Source organism: Paraburkholderia suaedae (assembly GCF_040812055.1).
In the GTDB taxonomy this organism is placed as follows: Bacteria; Pseudomonadota; Gammaproteobacteria; order Burkholderiales; family Burkholderiaceae; genus Paraburkholderia.
On the sequence record NZ_JBFOAH010000006.1, the window covers coordinates 321,397 to 341,853 of the forward strand.

At 64.8% G+C, this 20,457-nt stretch carries 18 protein-coding genes; 1 reads left to right on the top strand and 17 read right to left on the bottom strand.

Going from position 1 to position 20,457, the window contains the following annotated elements; genetic code table 11:
* Positions 1 to 216 precede the first annotated feature (216 nt).
* The gene (locus ABQJ48_RS12115) at positions 217 to 702 is read left to right on the top strand and encodes a DciA family protein (protein WP_367838251.1); all 486 of its coding nucleotides are present in this window, start codon (positions 217 to 219) and stop codon (positions 700 to 702) included.
* A gap of 84 nt (positions 703 to 786) precedes the next feature.
* Here ABQJ48_RS12115 and lpxC read toward each other — a convergent pair whose 3' ends face one another.
* The 17 genes from lpxC to mraZ all read right to left on the bottom strand — a co-directional run bounded on the left by lpxC (position 787) and on the right by mraZ (position 20,279).
* The gene (lpxC, locus tag ABQJ48_RS12120; protein WP_367838252.1) at positions 787 to 1,704 is read right to left on the bottom strand and encodes a UDP-3-O-acyl-N-acetylglucosamine deacetylase; all 918 of its coding nucleotides are present in this window, start codon (positions 1,702 to 1,704) and stop codon (positions 787 to 789) included.
* A 285-nt stretch (positions 1,705 to 1,989) separates the two neighbouring features.
* Positions 1,990 to 2,496 (bottom strand): peroxiredoxin, encoded by a 507-nt coding sequence (locus ABQJ48_RS12125; RefSeq protein ID WP_367838253.1) that lies wholly within the window; start codon positions 2,494 to 2,496, stop codon positions 1,990 to 1,992.
* A 306-nt stretch (positions 2,497 to 2,802) separates the two neighbouring features.
* Complete coding sequence (gene ftsZ / locus ABQJ48_RS12130) at positions 2,803 to 4,005, bottom strand: cell division protein FtsZ (RefSeq protein ID WP_367838254.1); 1,203 nt, start codon at positions 4,003 to 4,005, stop codon at positions 2,803 to 2,805.
* Positions 4,006 to 4,162: 157 nt separating this feature from the next.
* The gene (gene ftsA, locus ABQJ48_RS12135; protein ID WP_367838255.1) at positions 4,163 to 5,395 is read right to left on the bottom strand and encodes a cell division protein FtsA; all 1,233 of its coding nucleotides are present in this window, start codon (positions 5,393 to 5,395) and stop codon (positions 4,163 to 4,165) included.
* A 27-nt stretch (positions 5,396 to 5,422) separates the two neighbouring features.
* Entirely contained in the window at positions 5,423 to 6,175 is a 753-nt protein-coding gene (locus ABQJ48_RS12140) for a cell division protein FtsQ/DivIB (RefSeq protein ID WP_367838256.1), read from the bottom strand.
* Positions 6,176 to 6,199: 24 nt separating this feature from the next.
* Positions 6,200 to 7,153 (bottom strand): D-alanine--D-alanine ligase, encoded by a 954-nt coding sequence (locus ABQJ48_RS12145; RefSeq protein WP_367838257.1) that lies wholly within the window; start codon positions 7,151 to 7,153, stop codon positions 6,200 to 6,202.
* 1 nt (position 7,154) lies between these two features.
* Positions 7,155 to 8,558: a UDP-N-acetylmuramate--L-alanine ligase gene (gene murC / locus ABQJ48_RS12150; RefSeq protein ID WP_367838258.1), complete on the bottom strand. Its 1,404-nt coding sequence runs from the start codon at positions 8,556 to 8,558 to the stop codon at positions 7,155 to 7,157.
* On the bottom strand, positions 8,555 to 9,685 hold the full coding sequence (murG, locus tag ABQJ48_RS12155) for an undecaprenyldiphospho-muramoylpentapeptide beta-N-acetylglucosaminyltransferase (RefSeq protein WP_367838259.1): 1,131 nt from the start codon (positions 9,683 to 9,685) through the stop codon (positions 8,555 to 8,557). The genes murC and murG overlap by 4 nt, the downstream gene beginning before the upstream one ends.
* Positions 9,682 to 10,959 (bottom strand): putative lipid II flippase FtsW, encoded by a 1,278-nt coding sequence (gene ftsW / locus ABQJ48_RS12160; protein WP_367838260.1) that lies wholly within the window; start codon positions 10,957 to 10,959, stop codon positions 9,682 to 9,684. The genes murG and ftsW overlap by 4 nt, the downstream gene beginning before the upstream one ends.
* Positions 10,956 to 12,497, bottom strand: coding sequence for a UDP-N-acetylmuramoyl-L-alanine--D-glutamate ligase (murD, locus tag ABQJ48_RS12165; RefSeq protein WP_367838261.1), 1,542 nt, complete (start codon positions 12,495 to 12,497; stop codon positions 10,956 to 10,958). Before murD ends, ftsW begins: the two co-directional genes overlap by 4 nt.
* Before the next feature lie 26 nt (positions 12,498 to 12,523).
* On the bottom strand, positions 12,524 to 13,693 hold the full coding sequence (gene mraY / locus ABQJ48_RS12170) for a phospho-N-acetylmuramoyl-pentapeptide-transferase (RefSeq protein WP_367838262.1): 1,170 nt from the start codon (positions 13,691 to 13,693) through the stop codon (positions 12,524 to 12,526).
* A gap of 17 nt (positions 13,694 to 13,710) precedes the next feature.
* A complete protein-coding gene (locus ABQJ48_RS12175) occupies positions 13,711 to 15,123 on the bottom strand; it encodes a UDP-N-acetylmuramoyl-tripeptide--D-alanyl-D-alanine ligase (protein WP_367838263.1) in 1,413 nt (470 codons plus the stop codon).
* On the bottom strand, positions 15,120 to 16,667 hold the full coding sequence (locus ABQJ48_RS12180) for a UDP-N-acetylmuramoyl-L-alanyl-D-glutamate--2,6-diaminopimelate ligase (RefSeq protein WP_367838264.1): 1,548 nt from the start codon (positions 16,665 to 16,667) through the stop codon (positions 15,120 to 15,122). Before ABQJ48_RS12180 ends, ABQJ48_RS12175 begins: the two co-directional genes overlap by 4 nt.
* A complete protein-coding gene (locus ABQJ48_RS12185) occupies positions 16,664 to 18,529 on the bottom strand; it encodes a peptidoglycan D,D-transpeptidase FtsI family protein (protein WP_367838265.1) in 1,866 nt (621 codons plus the stop codon). Before ABQJ48_RS12185 ends, ABQJ48_RS12180 begins: the two co-directional genes overlap by 4 nt.
* Positions 18,526 to 18,882, bottom strand: coding sequence for a cell division protein FtsL (gene ftsL / locus ABQJ48_RS12190; protein WP_367838266.1), 357 nt, complete (start codon positions 18,880 to 18,882; stop codon positions 18,526 to 18,528). The genes ABQJ48_RS12185 and ftsL overlap by 4 nt, the downstream gene beginning before the upstream one ends.
* Positions 18,879 to 19,832: a 16S rRNA (cytosine(1402)-N(4))-methyltransferase RsmH gene (gene rsmH / locus ABQJ48_RS12195; protein ID WP_367838267.1), complete on the bottom strand. Its 954-nt coding sequence runs from the start codon at positions 19,830 to 19,832 to the stop codon at positions 18,879 to 18,881. Before rsmH ends, ftsL begins: the two co-directional genes overlap by 4 nt.
* A gap of 18 nt (positions 19,833 to 19,850) precedes the next feature.
* The gene (mraZ, locus tag ABQJ48_RS12200; RefSeq protein WP_149673462.1) at positions 19,851 to 20,279 is read right to left on the bottom strand and encodes a division/cell wall cluster transcriptional repressor MraZ; all 429 of its coding nucleotides are present in this window, start codon (positions 20,277 to 20,279) and stop codon (positions 19,851 to 19,853) included.
* Positions 20,280 to 20,457: the final 178 nt, after the last annotated feature.

The following is a 20,457-nucleotide window of genomic DNA, read 5'->3' on the forward strand; positions in this document are numbered from 1 at the left end:
GGGCCTCGGCGGCTTAGTCCAAGAGTGAATTCGAATCGGGCATTTTAGCACGCGGCCCCGGCGGCGCCCGTGTCGCCGGTGCGACGGCGGGCGGGCATCCGGAGCCCGCCGCAGCAACCGTTGACAGCAAGCATTGAGGCGGGCCCGTGTGCATCCCGCACGGTACAATTGCGACGTGGGCGCGCATTGGGCGCGAACACGCCGTCACTATCGAACATGAGCCGTATTCCGTCCTTTTCAAGGCCGCCGCCCAAGCAGTTCGGCGCGCGCCGCCCACAGCCGGTCGCCGAGGTGCTCAATCGCACCGACGCGTTCGCCGCGCTGCGCGCGGGCGTCGAGCAGATCACGGCATTGGAGAAGGACTTGCGTGCGCTGTTGCCCGATTATCTGGCGACGAGCGTCGAGCCGGGTTTCATCAAGGAAGGCGTGCTGGCCCTCTTTGCCGCGCACAACGCGCTCGCCGCGCGCTTGCGGCATCTGGAGCCGCGCCTGCTGGCGGATTTGCAGCAGCGCGGCTGGCCGGTCAATGCATTGCGGATTCGCGTGCGGCCGCAGCCGGTCAAAGAACCGCCGCCGGTCAAGCAGGCGCGCATGACGCCGACAGGCGCCGAGGCGCTGCATGCGCTCAGTGAATCGCTCGCGCCGTCGCCGCTACAGGAAGCGCTGGCGAGAATGGCTGCCCGGCACCGGAGAAATCGCTGAGAAAAAGAAACGGCCCGCGTGGGCCGTTTTTTTCTATCTGCGTGAACTGTCTTTGCCTACCCAGCCCATTGCAAACCACACGCGTTATGCAAAAGCCGTCTGCGTCTCGTAGGCGAAACCGCGCGGCGCCTTGTGGGTATCGTCGAAAGTGACGATTTCGTACGCGTCTTCGTGGGCCAGCAACTCGCGCAGCAGCGCGTTGTTCAGGCCATGACCTGACTTGTATGCGTCGTAAGAAGCCAGCAACGGATGGCCGACCACATACAGGTCGCCGATCGCGTCGAGCATCTTGTGCTTCACGAACTCGTCGTCGTAGCGCAGGCCGTCGTTGTTGAGGATGCGGTATTCGTCGAGCACGATCGCATTGTCCATGCTGCCGCCGCGTGCCAGACCCAGTTCGCGCATCATTTCGACTTCATGCGCGAAACCGAACGTGCGGGCACGCGCGATTTCCCGAACGTACGATGTGTTGGCGAAATCCACTTCGAGCGCCTGACCGGTCTTGTCTACGGCCGGGTGACGGAAGTCGATCGTGAATTTGAGCTTGAAACCGAAGAACGGATCGAGACGCGCGAACTTGTCGCCGTCGCGAATTTCGACCGGCTTGGTGACCTTGATGAATTTCTTCGCCGCGTTCTGCTCTTCAATGCCCGCGGACTGGATCAGGAACACGAACGAGCCGGCGCTGCCGTCCATGATCGGGATTTCTTCGGCAGTCACCTCGACATACAGGTTGTCGATGCCAAGACCGGCGCAGGCGGACATCAAGTGTTCGATGGTCGACACGCGCGCGCCATCTTTCTGCAGCACGGAAGCGAGCCGGGTATCGCCAATCGCCATCGCCGACGCGGGGATGTCCACCGGGGTGGGTAAATCCACGCGCGAGAACACGATGCCCGTATCCGGGGCGGCCGGGCGGAGCGTCAGATTGACTTTACGGCCCGAGTGCAGGCCGATGCCAACTGTCTTCACGATTGATTTAATACTGCGCTGCTTCAACATGGTGATCTTCTATTCGATTGAAAATCCCAATCGGGACTTTTTATTCCATAGCGCCGATTATACTCCAACACCCTTACGTGCGTTATCGCACGGAACGTATCAATCTGTTTCGCCGCATTACCCAACGCGCGCCTGTCGGGCAAGCATGAGGGCCGATGTCCGGAACGGAGGCGTTTCCGGCCATCGGCCCGCGTAACGGCCTGTCACAAAAGCGTCTTACTCACCGTTGCCCCGGCACAACGCGGCGAAAGCACGCCGGGCCGGGGCGAAGGGGCGACGCTCATGTCACTGGCTCAGCGCGGCGAGAATACTCGTTGCATCGCTGACCTCGAATTTGCCGGCAGCCTCGACGTTCAACGTCTTGACCACGCCGTCGTCGACCACCATCGCGTAGCGCTGGGAACGGATTCCCATGCCACGCGCCGACAAATCCTGCTCGAGACCGAGCGCCCGTGTGAAAGCCGCACTGCCGTCCGCCATCATGCGCACCTTGCCCGAGGCGTGCTGATCGCGTCCCCACGCGCCCATTACGAACGCGTCATTGACGGACACGCACCAGATTTCGTCGATGCCGAGAGCACGCAACTGCTCAGCGTGCTCGACATAGCCCGGTACGTGTTTGGCCGAACAGGTCGGCGTAAACGCGCCCGGCAATCCGAAGATCACCACGCGCTTGCCCGCCGTCTGCTCGCGCACGTCGAAGCTGTTAGGCCCGATCGTGCAGCCCGCCCGCTCATCTTCGATAAGCTCGAAGAGCGTCGCGTCGGGCAGCTTGTCACCTGCTTGAATCATGCTCAGTCCTTTGCGTCGATGCGAAGCACGCTCGCACGCTGTCGTGTCGAAGTGAAAATCGGCCGCGCCGCGTCAGGCCGGGCCGCGTCAGGCCGGGCCACACTCGGCTGGGCTGCATTCGCCCTTAGCCAATCATAGCTCCGCCGTCCGGCGACAGTCGCCCCATCCGCTTCGCGAATCCGAAGAGGGCACTTGTCCTTGTCGCGAATCTGACGATACGCGACCTGTTCGCCGTTCACCCGCCACGCTCGTGCATTCGTCGGCCAGCGCCGCTCCAAGCGGCGCGGCAACGAAAGCTGCTCGCGCTCAGTCCGCCTGCTTGCGCAAAAACGCCGGAATGTCGTACGTATCGACGCCCTTTTCCTGCAGCGCCTGCACGTGCGACGCCGCCGTGTCGCGGGAGGTGCGCCACACCGCCGGCGTGTCCAGCGCGCCGTAATCGGCGGTGCTCGCGTGCGACGCCGACGGTGCGTAAGCCGCATGCTGCATCGCGCCGACCGGCTGGTTGTCCGTGCCGGTGCGCAGCAGCGTCATCGGTGCCGATTGCTGCTTCTTCGCCGCACGGCCCAGTCCGGTTGCGACGACCGTGACACGCAGCGCATCACCCATCGCATCGTCGTACACCGCACCGAAGATCACGGTTGCATCTTCAGCGGCGTAGCTCTTGATGGTGTTCATCACTTCGCGCGTTTCCGACAGACGCAGCGAACGGCTCGACGTGATGTTCACCAGCACCCCGCGCGCGCCCGACAGATCGACGCCTTCCAGCAGCGGGCTGGCGACGGCCTGCTCGGCAGCCAGACGCGCGCGATCGACACCGGCGACCGTCGCCGTACCCATCATCGCCTTGCCCTGCTCGCCCATCACCGTCTTCACGTCTTCGAAGTCGACGTTCACCAGACCGTCGACGTTGATGATTTCCGCGATGCCGGCCACTGCGTTGTTCAGAACGTCGTCGGCGCACTGGAAGCACTTGTCCATCTCGGCGTCGTCGCCCATCACCTCGAACAGCTTGTCGTTCAGAACGACGATCAGCGAATCGACGTGATCCTCCAGTTGCTGCGAACCGGCTTCAGCGACGCGCATGCGCTTGCCGCCTTCGAACTCGAACGGCTTGCTGACCACGCCAACGGTCAGGATGCCCATTTCCTTGGCGATCTGCGCGACCACGGGTGCTGCGCCCGTGCCCGTGCCGCCGCCCATGCCGGCCGTGATGAAGACCATGTGCGCGCCGCGCAGTGCGTCGGCGATGCGCTCACGGGCTTCTTCGGCGGCGGCGCGGCCCATTTCCGGCTTCGCGCCCGCGCCCAGACCCGTGTTGCCGAGCTGGATCACCGCGGTGGCGCGCGAGCGCGACAGTGCCTGCGCGTCCGTGTTCATCACGATGAAGTCGACGCCTTGCACGCCTTTGTTGATCATGTGCTGGACGGCATTGCCGCCAGCGCCACCTACTCCGACCACCTTGATGATGGTGCCGTTCGTTTCGGTTTCCAGCATCTGGAATTCCATGTTGCCTCCGTCAAGATAAATAATTACAGCCACTCGGCCGTTATTCGGCAGGAGATCGGGCAACCCCCTGTCGCGCGCCGGCCGCCGGCACCAGCGCGTGTTTTTTGGAACCTGTTCGAAACCCGTTCAGCCGAACCCATGCAAGCAAACCCGTGCGTCAGAAGTTGCCGAGAAACCAGTCTTTCATCCGCGTGAACACCTGTCCCATCGAACCCGACTGCACCGCGACCTTGCGGCCGCGCATGCGTTGCGAGCGTCCTTCCACGAGCAGCCCCATCGCGGTCGAAAAGCGCGGATTGCGCACGACGTCGGCGAGACCGCCCGCGTACTCCGGCACGCCGATACGCACGGGCTTCAGGAAAATGTCCTCGCCCAGTTCGACCATCCCGAGCATCATCGACGCGCCGCCGGTCAGCACCACGCCCGAGCTCAGCAGTTCCTCGTAACCCGACTCGCGCACCACCTGCTGCACGAGCGAAAACAGTTCTTCGACCCGCGGCTCGACCACCGCCGCCAGCGCCTGGCGCGACAGCGTGCGCGGACCGCGCTCGCCAAGGCCCGGCACTTCGATCATCTCGTCCGGATCGGCGAGCGCCTGCTTGGCGATGCCGTAATCCACCTTGATGTCTTCGGCGTCCGGCGTCGGCGTGCGCAAGGCCATCGCGATATCGCTCGTGATCTGGTCGCCGGCGATCGGGATAACCGCCGTATGACGGATCGCGCCTTCGCTGAAAATCGCAATGTCCGTCGTGCCGCCGCCGATATCGACCAGCACCACGCCGAGTTCCTTTTCGTCTTCCGTCAGCACCGCGAGCGACGACGCGAGCGGTTGCAAGATCAGATCGTTCACCTCGAGCCCGCAGCGGCGCACGCACTTGACAATGTTCTGCGCCGCGCTGACCGCGCCGGTGACGATGTGCACCTTCACTTCCAGGCGAATGCCGCTCATGCCGATCGGCTCGCGCACATCTTCCTGACCGTCGATGATGAATTCCTGCGTGAGGATATGCAGCACCTGCTGATCGGTCGGGATGTTGATCGCCTTCGCCGTTTCGATCACGCGCGCGACGTCGGCCTGCGTGACTTCCTTCTCCTTGATGGCCACCATGCCGCTCGAGTTGAAGCTGCGAATATGGCTGCCCGCGATCCCGGTGAATACGTTCGTGATCTTGCAATCGGCCATCAGCTCGGCTTCTTCGAGCGCCCGCTGAATGGACTGCACGGTGGCTTCGATATTCACCACCACGCCTTTCTTGAGCCCCTTCGATTCGCTCTGGCCGAGGCCGATCACCTCGTAGTGACCTTCGCCCTTCAACTCGGCGACGATGGCCACGACCTTCGACGTCCCAATGTCGAGGGCGACCAGCAGATCTTTATAGTCTTTACTCATAGCGTGCTCATTGCGTGTGATGTCCGTTTACTTCTTGCCCTTGTCGGGTTCGCTGATAAAGCGCATGCCAGCGGCACGAATCGCGAAACCGTTCGGATAGCGCAAGTCCGCATACTCGATATCCTTTCCCCAGCGTTGCGTCACCGCGCTCCACGCCGCCGTCAGGCGCTGGCTGCGATCGAGCAGCGTGTCCTGATTGCGTTCGCGGCCAAGTTCCACCTGCGTGCCGTTCGACAGCTTCACCGTCCACGCATAACGCGGCGACAGCGTGACTTCTTCGGGCGTCGCGTTTAGCGGCGCGAACCACTTCTGGAAGTCGTGATAACGCGCGACCACCTCCTTCGCCGTGCCGTCCGGTCCGTCGAGCGCGGGCAGCTCCTGTTCGAGCTCGCCCTGATTCGCGGTGAACAGATCGCCGTCGACGCTGACCAGTTGATCGCTGCCCCACGTCCCCAGCGGTTTGTACTCCTCGAGCGTGACAGCCAGCGCATTCGGCCAGACTCGCCGCACACTCGCGTGACGCACCCACGGCATCTGCTCGAACGCCTGGCGCGCGACGTCGAGATCGACCGTGAAGAAGTTGCCCTTCAAGCGCCCCACTACGCCGGCGCGCACCGTCGGCGAATTGATGTGCTCGGTGTCGCCGTCGATCTGGATCTGGCGCAGTGCGAAATTCGGGCGCTGGATCAGCCAGTAAGCGCCCGCCGCCAGCAGCACGAGCACCAGCAACACATGCAATGCGTTGGCGGCAAGATTGAGCTGGCGAACGTTGTTCCACATGGTGTTGCTTTCGGGTCGTCCCGGTTAGTCCTGCAGCGTCAGCGCCAACACGGCGACAACCAGTTCCTGATAGCTGATGCCCACCGCGCGCGCCGCTTTCGGCGGCAGCGAGTGGTCGGTCATGCCGGGCGCGGTGTTCACTTCCAGAAAGTACGGATTGCCTTGTGCGTCGAGCATGAAATCGGCGCGGCCCCAGTCGGTGCAGCCGAGCACGTCGAACGCGCGGCGCGCCAGCACTTTGAGGCGTCCTTCCTCGTCCGCTGCGAGGCCGCACGGGATCAGGTACTGCGTATCGTTGGCGACGTACTTCGCGTGGTAGTCGTAGAACTCGCCGGCCGGCACGATGCGGATCACCGGCAGGTCCAGCTTGCCCGCGATGCACGCGGTGTATTCGCCGCCGCCCTCGATGCTCTTTTCAACCACCACGATCCGGTCGTACTTGAGGGCTTCAAGCAGCGCGGCAGGCAGCGCGTCGACGCGCTTGACCTTGATCACCGCGACGCTCGAACCTTCGCTCGCCGGCTTCACGAAGAGCGGCAAGCCGAGCTTCGCGACGATGTCCTTCGCGCGCGCCTCGATGTCATCGCCGCGCAGCACGGCTTCGAACGGCGGCGTCGGAATGCCGAGCTGCTGCCACACGAGCTTCGTGCGGAATTTGTCCAGACCGAGCGCCGAGCCGAGCACACCGCTGCCGGTGTAGCGGATGCCGTAGAAGTCGAGCGCGCCCTGAATCTGGCCGTTCTCGCCGTAGCCGCCATGCAGCGCGTTGAACGCGCGCACGAAGCCTTCTTCCTTCAACGCGGAAAGCGCACGCTCGGCCGGGTCGAACGGATGCGCGTCGATGCCGGCGTCGCGCAAGCCCTGCAGCACGAGCCGCCCGGAGTTCAGCGACACCTCGCGCTCGGCGGACTCTCCACCGAGCAGCACGGCGACCTTGCCGAATCGTTTGGCGAGTTGATCGGATCTGATACTGCTCATGTCACACCTTCGTTTCGAGCGCAAGGCGACCCGGCACACCGCCGATCGAACCCGCGCCCATCGTGATCACCACATCGCCGTCGCGCACTACTGCAGAGAGCGCGTCCGGCACTTCATCCACCGTATCGACGAACACCGGCTCGACCCTGCCCGCCACCCGCAGCGCGCGCGCCAACGCACGGCCGTCCGCCGCGACGATCGGCGCCTCGCCGGCCGAATAGACTTCGGTGAGCACCAGTGCGTCGACGGTCGACAACACTTTCACGAAGTCCTCGAAGCAATCGCGCGTGCGTGTGAAGCGGTGCGGCTGGAACGCCAGCACCAGACGCCGGCCGGGAAACGCACCGCGCGCCGCCGCCACCGTGGCCGCCATTTCGACGGGGTGATGACCGTAATCGTCGACCAGTGTGTACGAACCCGCGGGATTACCTTCGGTGACGACCGGCACCTCGCCGTATCGCTGAAAGCGCCGGCCGACGCCGTTGAAATCCGCGAGCGCTCGCTGGATATCGGCATCTTTCACTTCGAGTTCAGTCGCAATGGCAATCGCGGCGAGCGCGTTCTGCACGTTGTGCTCGCCCGGCAGGTTCAGCACGATGTCGAGCGGCGCCGCGTCTTCGCGCAGCGCGGTGAAATGCATCTTGCCGTCGTGCGCTGTCACGTTCACCGCGCGCACCTGCGCATCCGGCGCGAAGCCGTAGCGGATGATCGGCTTCGACACGAACGGTACGATCTCCTTCACGTTCGGATCGTCGACGCACAGCACGGCGATGCCATAGAAAGGCAGACGGTGCGTGAATTCGATGAACGCCTGCTTGAGCCGCGCGAAGTCGTGGCCGTAGGTGTCCATGTGATCGGCATCGATGTTCGTAATGACTTCGATTACCGGGAACAGATTCAGGAACGACGCGTCCGACTCGTCCGCTTCGGCGACGATGAAGTCACCGGTGCCGAGGCGCGCATTCGCGCCCGCGCTGATCAGACGGCCGCCGATCACGAAGGTCGGATCGAGTCCGCCCGCGGCCAGCACGCTCGCGACGAGCGAGGTGGTCGTGGTCTTGCCGTGCGTGCCGGCAATGGCGATGCCCTGCTTCAGGCGCATCAGTTCCGCGAGCATCACGGCGCGCGGCACGATCGGAATCCGGCGATGACGCGCGGCCAGCACTTCCGGGTTGTCGCTGCGCACGGCGGTCGAGACGACCACCGCGTTCGCGCCTTCGATGTTCTCGGCCGCGTGACCGATCGCGATCCGCGCGCCGAGCGCGGCAAGACGATCTGTGACGGCATTGCTCGACAAATCGGAGCCGCTCACCTGGTAGCCCAGGTTGACCAGCACCTCGGCGATGCCGCTCATGCCGACACCGCCGATGCCGACGAAGTGAATGTGTTTGACGATGTGTTTCATTGCTTTCCTTCTGGGCTCGCGCCCGAAATCGAACCCGCCACGCTCGCGCAAATCTGCGCGACCTGCTCCGTAGCGTCGGGTTTCGCGAGCGAGCGCGAACGCTCGGCCATCTGTGCGAGACTGTCCCGCGTCTGGCTGCGCAACCAGTCGGCGAGCTTTTCCGCCGACAGGTCGCGTTGCTGCACGACCAGCGCCGCGCCGTTGTCGGCGAGAAACGCTGCGTTAGTGGTTTGGTGATCGTCCACCGCATACGGGAACGGCACGAACAAGGCCGCCACGCCAACCGCCGAAATCTCCGATACCGTCATCGCACCCGAGCGGCAGATCACCAGATCGGCGCTCGCGTACGCGCTCGTCATGTCGTCGATGAACGGCACGAGTTCGACATCAGTTTGCTCACCGCTACCCGCTTGCAGACCCGCTGCCGCGTAGTTCTCGCGCAGCGCTTCGATATGCTTCGCGCCCGCCTGATGCACGATGTGCGGCCGTTCGTTGGGCGCGAGCAGCGCGAGAGCACGCGGCACCACTTCATTCAACGCCGCAGCGCCGAGACTGCCGCCCACCACCAGCACATTCAACGGACCGCTGCGTTGCGCGTAGCGTGCTTTGGGTGCAATCGCGCGCGCAAGTTCCTCACGAATCGGATTTCCCGTCCATTCGCCGTGCGGCAGCGCATTCGGAAACGCGACCAGCACGCGTTTGGCGAGTTTCGCGAGCACCTTGTTGGCGAGGCCCGCGATCGAATTCTGTTCGTGCAGCACCAGCGCGCGGCCGCTCAACGCGGTCATCAGTCCCGCCGGGAACGTGATGTAGCCGCCCATGCCGAGCACCACGTCGGGCTTCACACGACGCAGCACGGACAGGCTCTGCGTGCATGCGCGCAGCAAATTCAGCGGCAGCATCAGCTTGGTCTTGAGACCTTTGCCGCGCAGACCGCCGAAGCGCACGAACTCCATTGGAATGCCGTGCTTGGGCACCAGCGTCGCTTCCATGCCGGCTGGGTTGCCGAGCCAGACGACCTTCCAGCCCCACGCCTGCATCAGGTGCGCGACCGCGAGCCCCGGGAACACGTGTCCGCCGGTGCCGCCTGCCATCACCATCAGCGTACGTTGCTGGAGAGCGGTCATACCTTCCCTCCGCGCATGAGCACACGGTTCTCGTAGTCCACGCGCATCAACACGGCGATCGCCACGCAGTTCAGCACAATGCCCGAGCCGCCATAGCTGACGAGCGGCAGCGTGAGACCTTTGGTGGGCAGCAAGCCGAGGTTCACGCCCATGTTGATGAAGGTCTGCGCGCCGAACCAGATGCCGATACCTTTCGCGACCAGGCCCGCGAACGTGCGGTCGAGCGCGAGCGCCTGACGGCCGATCTCGAACGAGCGGCGCACGATCCAGTAGAACATCAGGATCACGACCAGCACGCCGACGAAACCGAGTTCCTCGCCGATCACCGCCAGGATGAAGTCGGTATGCGCTTCGGGCAGATAGTTGAGCTTCTCGACGCTGCCGCCGAGCCCCACGCCGAACCACTCCCCGCGCCCGAACGCGATCAGCGAGTGCGTCAATTGATACGCCTTGCCCTGCGCGTAACGGTCGTCCCACGGATCGAGGTACGCGAAAATCCGCTCGCGACGCCACGGCGACGCCCACACCAGCAGACTGAACGTGCCGACCGCGGTCGCCACCAGCCCGCCGAACAGCTTGCCGTTCACGCCGCCGAGAAACAGCACGCCCATCGCGATCGCGGCGATCACCATGAACGCGCCCATGTCCGGTTCGAGGAGCAGCATCGCGCCGACCAGACCGACCGCGACCGCCATCGGCAGAAAGCCTTTGGCGAAGCTATGCATGTATTCCTGCTTGCGCACCGTGTAGTTCGCCGCGTAGATGGTCACCGCGAGCTTCATGATTTCCGACGGCTGCATGTTCGTGATGCCGAGCGGAATCCAGCGGCGCGCGCCGTTCACGCCCTTGCCGACATGCGGAATCAGCACGATCACCAGCGCGGCGAGCGAGAGCAGAAAGAGCTTGGGCGCGTACTTGTCCCACGTCGAGATTGGAATGCGGAACGACACTACGCCGACCACCGCGCCCATCACCACGAAAATGATCTGGCGCACGAGAAACGCGTAGTCGCGATAGGACGCGTACTTCGGCGAATCGGGCATCGCGATCGACGCCGAATACACCATCACGATGCCGAGTCCAAGCAGCGCGACGACGACCCACAGCAGCGAGTGGTCGTAGTCGAGCATCCGCGAGCGCAGCGGACGCACGCCGTTGACGGCGCTCGCCAGCCCGCTGCCGCCCGTACGACCGCCGACGCGCGCGGCACCGCCCGCGCGGCCACCGTCGACGCTGGCCGCCTCACGCGAACCGAAACGTTCGGACCAGCTCATATCATCGTCCCCCGTTCGGCCGCGATTTCTTGCACCGTGCTGCGAAACACGGCGGCACGGTGTGCGTAACTCTTGAACATGTCGAAGCTCGCGCAAGCCGGCGACAACAGCACGGCATCGCCGGGCTCGGCCAGTGCGGTCGCAGCACGCGTCGCCTCTTCAAGGGTGGCGTGATCCGTCATTGCGACGCCGCTGTGTTCGAGCGCCGCGCGAATCAGCGGCGCATCGCGGCCGATCAGCATCACGGCGCGGCACCAGCGCATCACCGGCGCGGCGAGCGGTTCGAAATCCTGGCCCTTGCCGTCGCCGCCGGCAATCAGCACCGCGCGCTGCGCGAGGCCGTCGAGCGCGGCCACCGTTGCGCCGACATTGGTGCCCTTGCTGTCGTCCACATAGTCGATGCCGTCGATCGACGCGATCAGCTCCACCCGATGCGGCTCGCCATGGTAATCACGCAGACCGTGCAGCAGCGGCGCGCCCGGCAAACCGATCGCGCGCGCGAGCGCATACGCGGCCAGCGCGTTGGCGGCGTTGTGCAGACCGCGAATGCGCAAAGCGTCCGCCGGCATCAGGCGCTTCATCGCGATGTCCGGAGCTTTGGCCACTTCGTTCTTGCGGCGGCGCCTGGGCGTCGGCGCCCCGAAGGAAGCTCCTTTGGAGGGCTCGTCGCTCGCGTCGCGATCGTGCGCTTGCACCAGCCAGATCATCCCGTTGTCGCGCAACAAGCCGTAGTCGCCGTCGACTTTCGGTTCGGTCACGCCGAACGTGACGATCTCCGCTTCAGCGTCGGCGGAAGGCGCGAGCGACATCACGCGCGCGTCGTCGCGGTTCAGCACACGCACGGTCTGTGTACCGAAGATGCGGCCCTTCGCAGCCGCATAGGCATCGAGGCCGCCGTGCCAGTCCAGGTGATCCTGGGTGATGTTCAGCACCACGGCCGCGTCCGGCGAAAAACTGTGCGCCGTTTCCAGCTGGAAGCTCGACAGTTCGAGCACCCACACGTCGGGCAACTCGGTGTGATCGATCGCTTCGCTGAGCTTGTCGAGCAAAGCCGGGCTGATGTTGCCTGCCACCGCGACCTTCTTGCCGGCGCGTTCGCATAGCAGGCCGGTCAGGCTCGTCGTCGTGGTCTTGCCGTTGGTGCCCGTGATCGCGATCACCTTCGGCGCATAGCCGCTTTCGCCAAGCGTCTTCAACGCCTGCGAGAAAAACTCGAGTTCGCCCCACACCGGGATGCTCCGCTCGCGGGCCGCCGTGATCAGCGGCAACAGGTCGGCGGCGAGCGGCGACAGCCCTGGGCTGATCGCGACCAGTTCCACGCCTTCGAGCAGCACCGGCGAGAACGGGCCGCCGACGAAGTCCGCGTCGACGCCGTGCGCTTGCAGCGCGGGCAGGTTCGGCGGCACTTCGCGCGTGTCGGCCACACGCAGCCGACAGCCGTGCCGCGCGCACCAGCGCGCCATCGCGAGACCGGATTCACCCAGTCCCAGCACGAGCACCATCGGCTTTTGCCGATCCCGAAACTTCTCGCCGAACATCGCCTGCTTCCTTGAATACCTGCTGCTTAGCGCAGTTTGAGCGTGGACAAACCGAATAGACACAACATCAGCGTGATGATCCAGAAGCGCACCACCACCTGCGTTTCCTTCCAACCCGACAATTCGAAATGGTGATGCAGCGGTGCCATCTTGAACAGACGCCGCCCTTCGCCGAACCGGCGCTTGGTGAACTTGAACCACGTGACCTGCAGCATCACCGAGAGCGTCTCCGCGACGAAAATGCCGCCCATGATGAACAGCACGATCTCCTGACGCACGATCACCGCGACCGTGCCGAGCGCGCCGCCGAGTGCAAGCGCGCCGACATCGCCCATGAACATCTGGGCCGGGTGCGTGTTGAACCACAGGAACGCGAGGCCCGCGCCGCCCATCGCCGAACAGAAGATCAGCAGCTCGCCCGCGCCGGCGATGTGCGGAAACAGCAGGTACTTCGAATACACCGAGCTGCCCATCACATAGGCGAACACGCCGAGCGAGGCGCCGACCAGCACCACCGGCATGATCACGAGCCCGTCGAGGCCATCGGTGAGATTGACTGCGTTGCTCGCGCCGACGATCACCAGATACGTGAGCACGATGAAGCCCCACACGCCAAGCGGATAGCTGATCGACTTGACGAACGGCAGCATCAGATCCGCGCGCGGCGGCAAGCCCATCGACAAACCGCTGCGCACCCACGCCATGAACAGATCGAACACGCGTACGTTGCTCGCTTCCGACACGCTGAACGCGAGGTACACGGCCGCGAACAGACCGATCACCGACTGCCAGAAATACTTTTCGCGCGACGACATCCCGCGCGGGTCCTTGTAGACCACCTTGCGGTAATCGTCGACCCAGCCGATCACGCCGAAGCCGAACGTGACGAGCATCACGATCCAGATGAAGCGATTGGTCAGGTCGGCCCACAGCAGCGTGGCCACCGCGATGCCGAGCAGAATCAGCACGCCGCCCATGGTCGGCGTGCCTGATTTGATGAGATGCGTCTGCGGACCGTCTTTGCGAACGGCCTGACCGACCTTCATCGCGGTCAGCTTGCGAATCACCGCCGGGCCGCAGACGAGCCCGATCAGCAGCGCGGTGATGGTCGCCATCACCGCACGGAAAGTCAGATAACTGAACACGCGCAAGAAGCTTGCGTCATTCTGCAGCCATTGCGCCAGCGCCAGTAGCATGCTTCGGTCCTTCTATTTCAATGTGCGGCGGGGGTCGAGCCCGCTGCGCCGGGTTGTGGACTCGTTACGGCGTCCACCACGCGCTCCATTTGCATGAAGCGCGAGCCTTTCACGAGAAGCGTTGCGGCAGCGCCGAAACCGGCCTGCTGCAATTGCGCGATCAACGCGCCGACATCGGCGACGTGTTGCGCGCCTGCGCCGTACGCAGTGCAGGCGTCGCGCGACGCGTCGCCCATTGCGTACAGCGCGTCGATACCGCGCTCTTTGGCGTATGCACCGATTTCCCGATGAAACGCCGGACCGTTGTCGCCGACTTCGCCCATATCGCCCATCACCAGCACGCGCGGCGCGTTGCGCGCGGCGAGCACGTCGATCGCGGCGCGCATCGAGTCGGGATTGGCGTTGTACGTGTCGTCGATGACGGTCGCGCCGGCGAGCGTGCCGAGGGCGGCCTGCTTCACCTCCAGCCGGCCCTTGACTGCGCCGAACGATTCGAGACCGCGCCTGATCGCGTCGAGCGACACGCCTGCGGCCAATGCGGCGGACGTCGCCGCGAGTGCGTTGCGCGCGTTGTGATCGCCGAGCACTTGCAGCGTGAGCTCGAGCTGGCCTTCGGACGTGTCGATGCTCAGGCGTTGGCCGTCGAACTTGCCTTTGACGGCAGCTTCGGTCTCGCGCCCGGCGCAATTCAACGCGAAGTCGATAATGCGGTTGCCCGTGGCGGCCACGCGCCAGATGCTGGCGTAAGGGTCGTCGGCGGGAAATACGGCGACGCCTTCGGGAGACAGCGCGTGAATCACGCTCGCGTGCTCCAGCGCGACCGCCTCGACGGTGGCCATGAACTCCTGATGCTCGCGCTGCGCGTTGTTCACTACGGCCACCGTCGGCTCGGCGATCTTCGCGAGTAACTCCGTTTCGCCCGGATGGTTCATGCCGAGCTCGACCACCGCCAGTCGATGCGCGGCGTGCAGACGAAACAGCGTGAGCGGCAGGCCGATGTCGTTGTTGAAGTTGCCCGCGGTCGCGAGACGCGCGGGCACGCCGACTGCCGCGGCGAAGATCGACGCGATCATTTCCTTGACCGTGGTCTTGCCATTGCTGCCCGTCACGGCGACGAGCGGCATCTCGAAGCGGCGACGCCAGCCGCGTGCGAGTGCGCCAAGTGCGAGTCGGGTATCGGCCACGCGAATTGCGGGCACGTTCCAGCTGTCCGGTGCGCGCGCGATGAGCACAGCCGTCACATGGCGCGCCGCGACGTCCGGCAGGAAGTCGTGCGCGTCGAAACGCTCGCCCTTGATCGCGACGAACAGGTCGCCGGGGCCAGCGCTGCGGCTATCGGTCGACACGCGTTCGAACTCGACGCTGTCGTCGCCGCGCACGCTCGCGCCCGGAATCAGCGCGGCGGCATCACGGAGGGTGAACATGCTCATTCGCCGCCCCCGCGTGCGTGCGTCGCGCGCGCGGCGAGCGCGAGGCGGGCATGGTCCTGATCGGAGAAAGCGCGCTTTTTGCCCATGATTTCCTGAGTGGCTTCGTGCCCCTTGCCCGCCAGCACGACGACGTCTTCGCGCGCGGCGCTACGGATGGCTTGCAGGATCGCGCTGGCGCGGTCCTCGATACGGCGTGATTTCGACGCGTCCTTCATGCCCGCGGCGATCTGTTCGATGATGGTCTGCGGGTCTTCGCTGCGCGGGTTGTCGCTCGTCACGACGACGCTGTCCGCGAGCTTCTCGGCGATCGCGCCCATCAGCGGACGCTTGGTGGCGTCGCGGTCGCCGCCGCAGCCGAACATGCAGATCAGTTCGCCGCCGCGCGCGGCCGCCATCGGGCGCAGCGCTTCCAACGTCTTTTCCAGCGCGTCCGGGGTATGCGCGTAATCGATTACAACGAGCGGCTCATCGTTTTGCGCCCGGCCGCCGAGACGCTGCATGCGACCGTTCACCGGCTCGAGTTTCGCGAGTTCGGCGAGCGCGGCGGCGAACGGCACGTCGGCGGCGAGGAGCGCGCCGAGCACGCCGAGCAGATTGCTGACGTTGAATGCGCCAAGCGTTTGCACTTCGACATCGGCGTCGCCCCAGTCCGATGTGCTCAGATGGAACGCGGTGCCGGTTGCCGTCGCCCGCACGCTCGACGCGAGCAGTAGCGCGTCGGCTTGCGGCGCGTCTTGCAGCGCGGCGTCGAGACCATAGGCGATCGTGCGCGCGTAGCCGCGCGTGCTCGCGAGCAAACGGCGGCCGGCGGCATCGTCGCGATTGATCACGGCCGCGCGCAGGTCCGGCCATGCGAACAGGCGCGCCTTGGCCGCCTCATAGGCTTCGAAGGTGCCGTGATAGTCGAGGTGGTCTTGCGTGAGATTGGTGAACACGGCGATGTCGAACGCCGTGCCGTTCACGCGCCCCTGATGCAGCGCGTGCGACGACACTTCCATCGCCACCGCCTGCGCCCCCGCGTCGCGCAACTGCGCGAGGCTGCGCTGCAACTGCGGCGCGTCGGGCGTCGTGAAGCCAGTCTGCACGAGCCGGCCGGGCAGACCGGTGCCGAGCGTGCCGACGATCGCGCAACGGGTGCCGAGCGCGCCGAGCGCCACGGCGATCCACTGGCTGCACGAGGTCTTGCCGTTCGTGCCGGTGACGCCGACCGCCAGCATCGCGTCACTCGGGTCGCGATACCAGCCGCTCGCGATCGGCCCAGCGAGTTCGTTGAGCGCCGGCACGGCGAGCGTGATCGCTGCATCGGGCGCGCCGCTGAAGCCTTCGGGCTGCACCAGCACCGCAGCCGCGCCGCACTCGATGGCGCGGTCGATGAACGGCCGGTTGTCGGCACCTTCCACCGCATACGCGAAGAACGCATCGCCCGGCGCGAGCGAGCGCGTGTCGGCGTGCAGATGCGCGCCTGGCTGCAAGTGCGCGTGCAGCCAGGCGAGGGCGTCGGCGATGTGCCGGTGCGCAGGATGCTTGCTACGCAGCGCGTTCATCGCACGACTCCGGGGTGGTTTTTCGCGTTGGCGGAAACCGTCATTTTCTTCGCGCTGCCGCTGGCGGAGATTTTCTTGACCGGCGACGGGGCGGCCGGCGTGCTGGGCGCGGCCGGCGCCGCATCGTTGGACACCACCATCTGCTTGACCGGCATGTCCGGCGGCACGTTCAACGAGCGCAGCGTGTCGCCGACGATGCCCGAGAACACCGGTCCCGACACCTGGCCGCCGAAGTGGCTACCCGCCGTCGGCTCGTCGACCGAAACGGCGACGACGATGCGCGGGTTCGGCATAGGCGCCATGCCGACGAACGACGCGCGATATTTGGAGTGGTCGTAGCCGTGCGCGCCGTGCTTGTACGCAGTGCCGCTCTTGCCGCCCACCCGATAGCCCGGTACGGCCGCATCCGGCGACGTGCCGCCCGGTGCGGTCACGGTCTCGAGCATCGCGCGCACTTCGCGCGCGGTGGTCGGCGAGAAGATCTGCGGACCGGTGGCCGGCTGATCGCCCGGCGAGCGGAAGATCGACACCGGCATGATCTCGCCGTCATGCGCGATCGCCGTGTACGCGCGGCCCAGCTGGAACAGCGACACCGACAGGCCGTAGCCGTACGACATGGTCGCCTGCTCGATACGGCGCCAGCTCTTCCATGGACGCAGGCGGCCCGCCGCTGCGCCCGGGAAACCGACCTTCGGCGCCTGGCCGAGACCGATGCTGGTGTACATGTTCCACATCTCTTCGGGCTTGAGCTGCATTGCGATCTTCGTCGCGCCGATGTTGCTCGACTTCTGGATCACGCCGCCCACCGTCAGCACGCCGAACGCGCTGTCGTCGGTAATGGGCGCCCCGTCGAGCACGAAGCGGCCCGATCCCGTATCTACCAGTGTAGTCGGCGTCACCCGGTGCAGGTCGAGCGCGAGCGATACCGTGAACGGCTTCATGATCGAGCCCGGCTCGAACGTATCGGTCAGGATGCGGTTGCGCAACTGGTCGCCGGTCAGGTGCGAGCGGTCGTTCGGGTTGTAAGTCGGGTAATTGACGAGCGCCAGCACTTCGCCCGTGCGCACGTCGATCACCATCGCCGCACCGGCCTTCGCCCTGGATTTTTCGACGGCCGCCTTGAGGTTCGTGTACGCGATGTACTGGATCTTGCTGTCGATCGACAGATCGACGTCCTGGCCGTTGTGCGGCACGACCTGCTCGTCCACGTCCTCGATGATGTGGCCCATGCGGTCCTTGATCACGCGCCGGCTGCCCGACATGCCCGCGAGCAGCTTCTGGTCGCCGAGTTCGACGCCTTCCTGGCCCTCGTCTTCGACGTTGGTGAAACCGATCAGGTGAGCCGTGATCTCGCCTTCCGGATAGAAACGCTTGTACTCGTCGCGCGCGTAAATGCCCGGGATGTCCAGCGCCGCGACTTTCGCGGCAACGTCGACCGGCACCTGGCGCTTCACGTAGACGAAGTTCTTGTCCTCCGACAGCTTGGCGCGCAACTCCTTATTGGTCATGCCGAGCAGTTTGCCGAGCGAATTCAGCTTGTCCGCGCCGAGGTCGTCAGGCACCGATTCCGGGATCGCCCAGATTGCGCGCACGGGCAGGCTCGTGGCCAGCACGAGACCGTTGCGATCGAGGATCTTGCCGCGCGTGGCCGGCAATTCGATGCGGCGCTGATAGCGGATTTCGCCCTGCTTCAGATAGAACGCGTTGCCAGGCCCCTGAATCCAGAACGCGCGCGCAGTCAACGCGACGAACGCCATGAACAGCAGGAACACGACCAGTTTGGAGCGCCACATCGGCAGGCGCACCGACAGAATAGGATTGGCCGAAAAGGCGACGCTCTTGCGAGCCGACGATTTTTTCATCGCACGCCTCCGCGACGGCTCGCGGCCGGCGCCGATGCTTGCGCGGGACCTGAGGTGGGAATCGGCGCGTCCTCGGCCTTGACCGCGCCCGGACCGAGCGTCAGATATTGCGTGCGGCCGGTCGTGACCGATTGCATCTTCAGCGAGGCGGTGGCGATCTGCTCGATGCGCGAGGTTTTCGACAGCGCGCTCTGCTGATATTGAAGTTGCGAGTAGTCCTGCTGCAACTGGCGCTCCTGCGATTGCGCGCGCTGCAACTGGATGAAGATCTGGCGCTGCTGATTGGTCGCGTTCACGACCGACAAGGCGCAGCCCATGACGATCATCAGCAGGAAGATGTTGAGACGACTCATGGCGCGATTCGCTCCGCCACACGCATGACGGCAGAACGGGCGCGCGGATTCGCGGCGACCTCAGCGTCGCTCGCGAAAACGCGGCCGATGATCTTGAGCGGGGGGCTCGGCAGATCGACCGCGCGAATCGGCAGACGGCGATCGACCGCGGGCGTACTGGCGTGCGCCTGCATGAATCGCTTCACCATCCGGTCCTCGAGCGAATGAAAGCTGATGACCACCAGCCGCCCCCCTTGCTCCAGCAGCGCTAACGCTGCTTCTAAAACGACTTGCAGCTCCGCAAGCTCTTGATTGATGTGAATCCGTATAGCCTGAAAGGTGCGGGTTGCCGGATCCTTGCCCTTCTCACGGGTTTTGACGACGTTAGCCACGATTTGGGCAAGCTCGCCCGTGCTGACGAGAGGCCCAAGACGGTCGGACTCTGCCCGGCGAGCAACAAGCGCCTTTGCAATCTGAAAAGCAAACCGTTCTTCCCCATAATCTCGTATCACCTCCGTCAGTTCCTGCACCGTGGCCCGCGCCAGCCAGTCAGCGGCAGACTCGCCGCGCGTCGGGTCCATCCGCATGTCGAGCGGGCCGTCGGCGCGGAAGCTGAAGCCTCGCTCCGGATCGTCGACTTGCGGCGACGACACGCCCAGATCCAGCAAAACACCCGACACCCGTCCCACTCCACGCTCCGCAAGCGCGGCGCGCAGAGAAGCAAAACTCTCATGCACAATGCCAAAGCGCGGATCGGCGATCTGCTGTGCCGTGGCAATCGCGAGCGGATCCTTGTCGAACGCGATCAGCCGCCCCGACTCGCCCAGCCGCTCCAGCACCAACCGGCTGTGTCCGCCGCGCCCAAAGGTGCCGTCCACGTACACGCCGTCCGCGCGCGTCACCAGCGCATCGACCGCTTCTTCCAGCAACACCGTGCGATGCTGCAATCCGTTTCCCATCGCAGGTGCCATATATGTATGTAGCCGCGATCAGAACGTGAAATTCTTCAACGCTTCGGGCATGCCCTCGGCGATTGCCGCCTGTTCCTTGGCGGCGTAGGTTTGTGCATCCCATAACTCGAAGTGACGGCCCATGCCGAGCAGGGTCACCTCTTTCTCCAGCGCACCCGCCATACGTAATTCCGGCGACACAAGCACACGGCCCGCGCCGTCCATATCGACATCCATTGCGTTACCGAGAAAAATGCGGCGCCACCACGTGGCGTTCATCGGCAGATTGCCGACCTTCTCGCGGAAGACTTCCCATTCCGGGCGCGGAAAGAGCAACAGGCAGCCGTCCGGGTGCTTGGTGATCGTCACCCGGCCCTCTGCCTGTGTTTGCAGCGCATCCCGATAGCGAGAGGGAATCGACATCCGCCCTTTCGCATCGAGCGTCAGCGCCGACGCCCCTTGGAACACTTCGCTCCCCTTGTCGACCGCAGTTGGCGCTTGAGCGCTGACTCCGGTCCCATGCAACTTGTTGCTCGCGGCGTTTTGCGCCGGCTACCCGATCGGTGGAAATTTACCCCGAACTGCGCGTGAGATCACACAAAAATACACTTTCTCACACTGTGTCCCACTTTAGAGGAACGATACT

What these genes read in the sequence shown, in the direction of transcription:
- murC (WP_367838258.1), bottom strand. Translation starts at nt 8,558, where the DNA reads ATGAAACACATCGTCAAACACATTCACTTCGTCGGCATCGGCGGTGTC.
- ABQJ48_RS12125 (WP_367838253.1), bottom strand. Translation starts at nt 2,496, where the DNA reads ATGATTCAAGCAGGTGACAAGCTGCCCGACGCGACGCTCTTCGAGCTT.
- ABQJ48_RS12185 (WP_367838265.1), bottom strand. Translation starts at nt 18,529, where the DNA reads ATGAAAAAATCGTCGGCTCGCAAGAGCGTCGCCTTTTCGGCCAATCCT.
- ABQJ48_RS12175 (WP_367838263.1), bottom strand. Translation starts at nt 15,123, where the DNA reads ATGAGCATGTTCACCCTCCGTGATGCCGCCGCGCTGATTCCGGGCGCG.
- ftsW (WP_367838260.1), bottom strand. Translation starts at nt 10,959, where the DNA reads ATGAGCTGGTCCGAACGTTTCGGTTCGCGTGAGGCGGCCAGCGTCGAC.
- murD (WP_367838261.1), bottom strand. Translation starts at nt 12,497, where the DNA reads ATGTTCGGCGAGAAGTTTCGGGATCGGCAAAAGCCGATGGTGCTCGTG.
- ABQJ48_RS12115 (WP_367838251.1), top strand. Translation starts at nt 217, where the DNA reads ATGAGCCGTATTCCGTCCTTTTCAAGGCCGCCGCCCAAGCAGTTCGGC.
- ftsL (WP_367838266.1), bottom strand. Translation starts at nt 18,882, where the DNA reads ATGAGTCGTCTCAACATCTTCCTGCTGATGATCGTCATGGGCTGCGCC.
- mraY (WP_367838262.1), bottom strand. Translation starts at nt 13,693, where the DNA reads ATGCTACTGGCGCTGGCGCAATGGCTGCAGAATGACGCAAGCTTCTTG.
- ABQJ48_RS12140 (WP_367838256.1), bottom strand. Translation starts at nt 6,175, where the DNA reads ATGTGGAACAACGTTCGCCAGCTCAATCTTGCCGCCAACGCATTGCAT.
- ftsZ (WP_367838254.1), bottom strand. Translation starts at nt 4,005, where the DNA reads ATGGAATTCCAGATGCTGGAAACCGAAACGAACGGCACCATCATCAAG.
- ABQJ48_RS12145 (WP_367838257.1), bottom strand. Translation starts at nt 7,153, where the DNA reads ATGAGCAGTATCAGATCCGATCAACTCGCCAAACGATTCGGCAAGGTC.
- ABQJ48_RS12180 (WP_367838264.1), bottom strand. Translation starts at nt 16,667, where the DNA reads ATGAACGCGCTGCGTAGCAAGCATCCTGCGCACCGGCACATCGCCGAC.
- lpxC (WP_367838252.1), bottom strand. Translation starts at nt 1,704, where the DNA reads ATGTTGAAGCAGCGCAGTATTAAATCAATCGTGAAGACAGTTGGCATC.
- ftsA (WP_367838255.1), bottom strand. Translation starts at nt 5,395, where the DNA reads ATGAGTAAAGACTATAAAGATCTGCTGGTCGCCCTCGACATTGGGACG.
- rsmH (WP_367838267.1), bottom strand. Translation starts at nt 19,832, where the DNA reads ATGGCACCTGCGATGGGAAACGGATTGCAGCATCGCACGGTGTTGCTG.
- murG (WP_367838259.1), bottom strand. Translation starts at nt 9,685, where the DNA reads ATGACCGCTCTCCAGCAACGTACGCTGATGGTGATGGCAGGCGGCACC.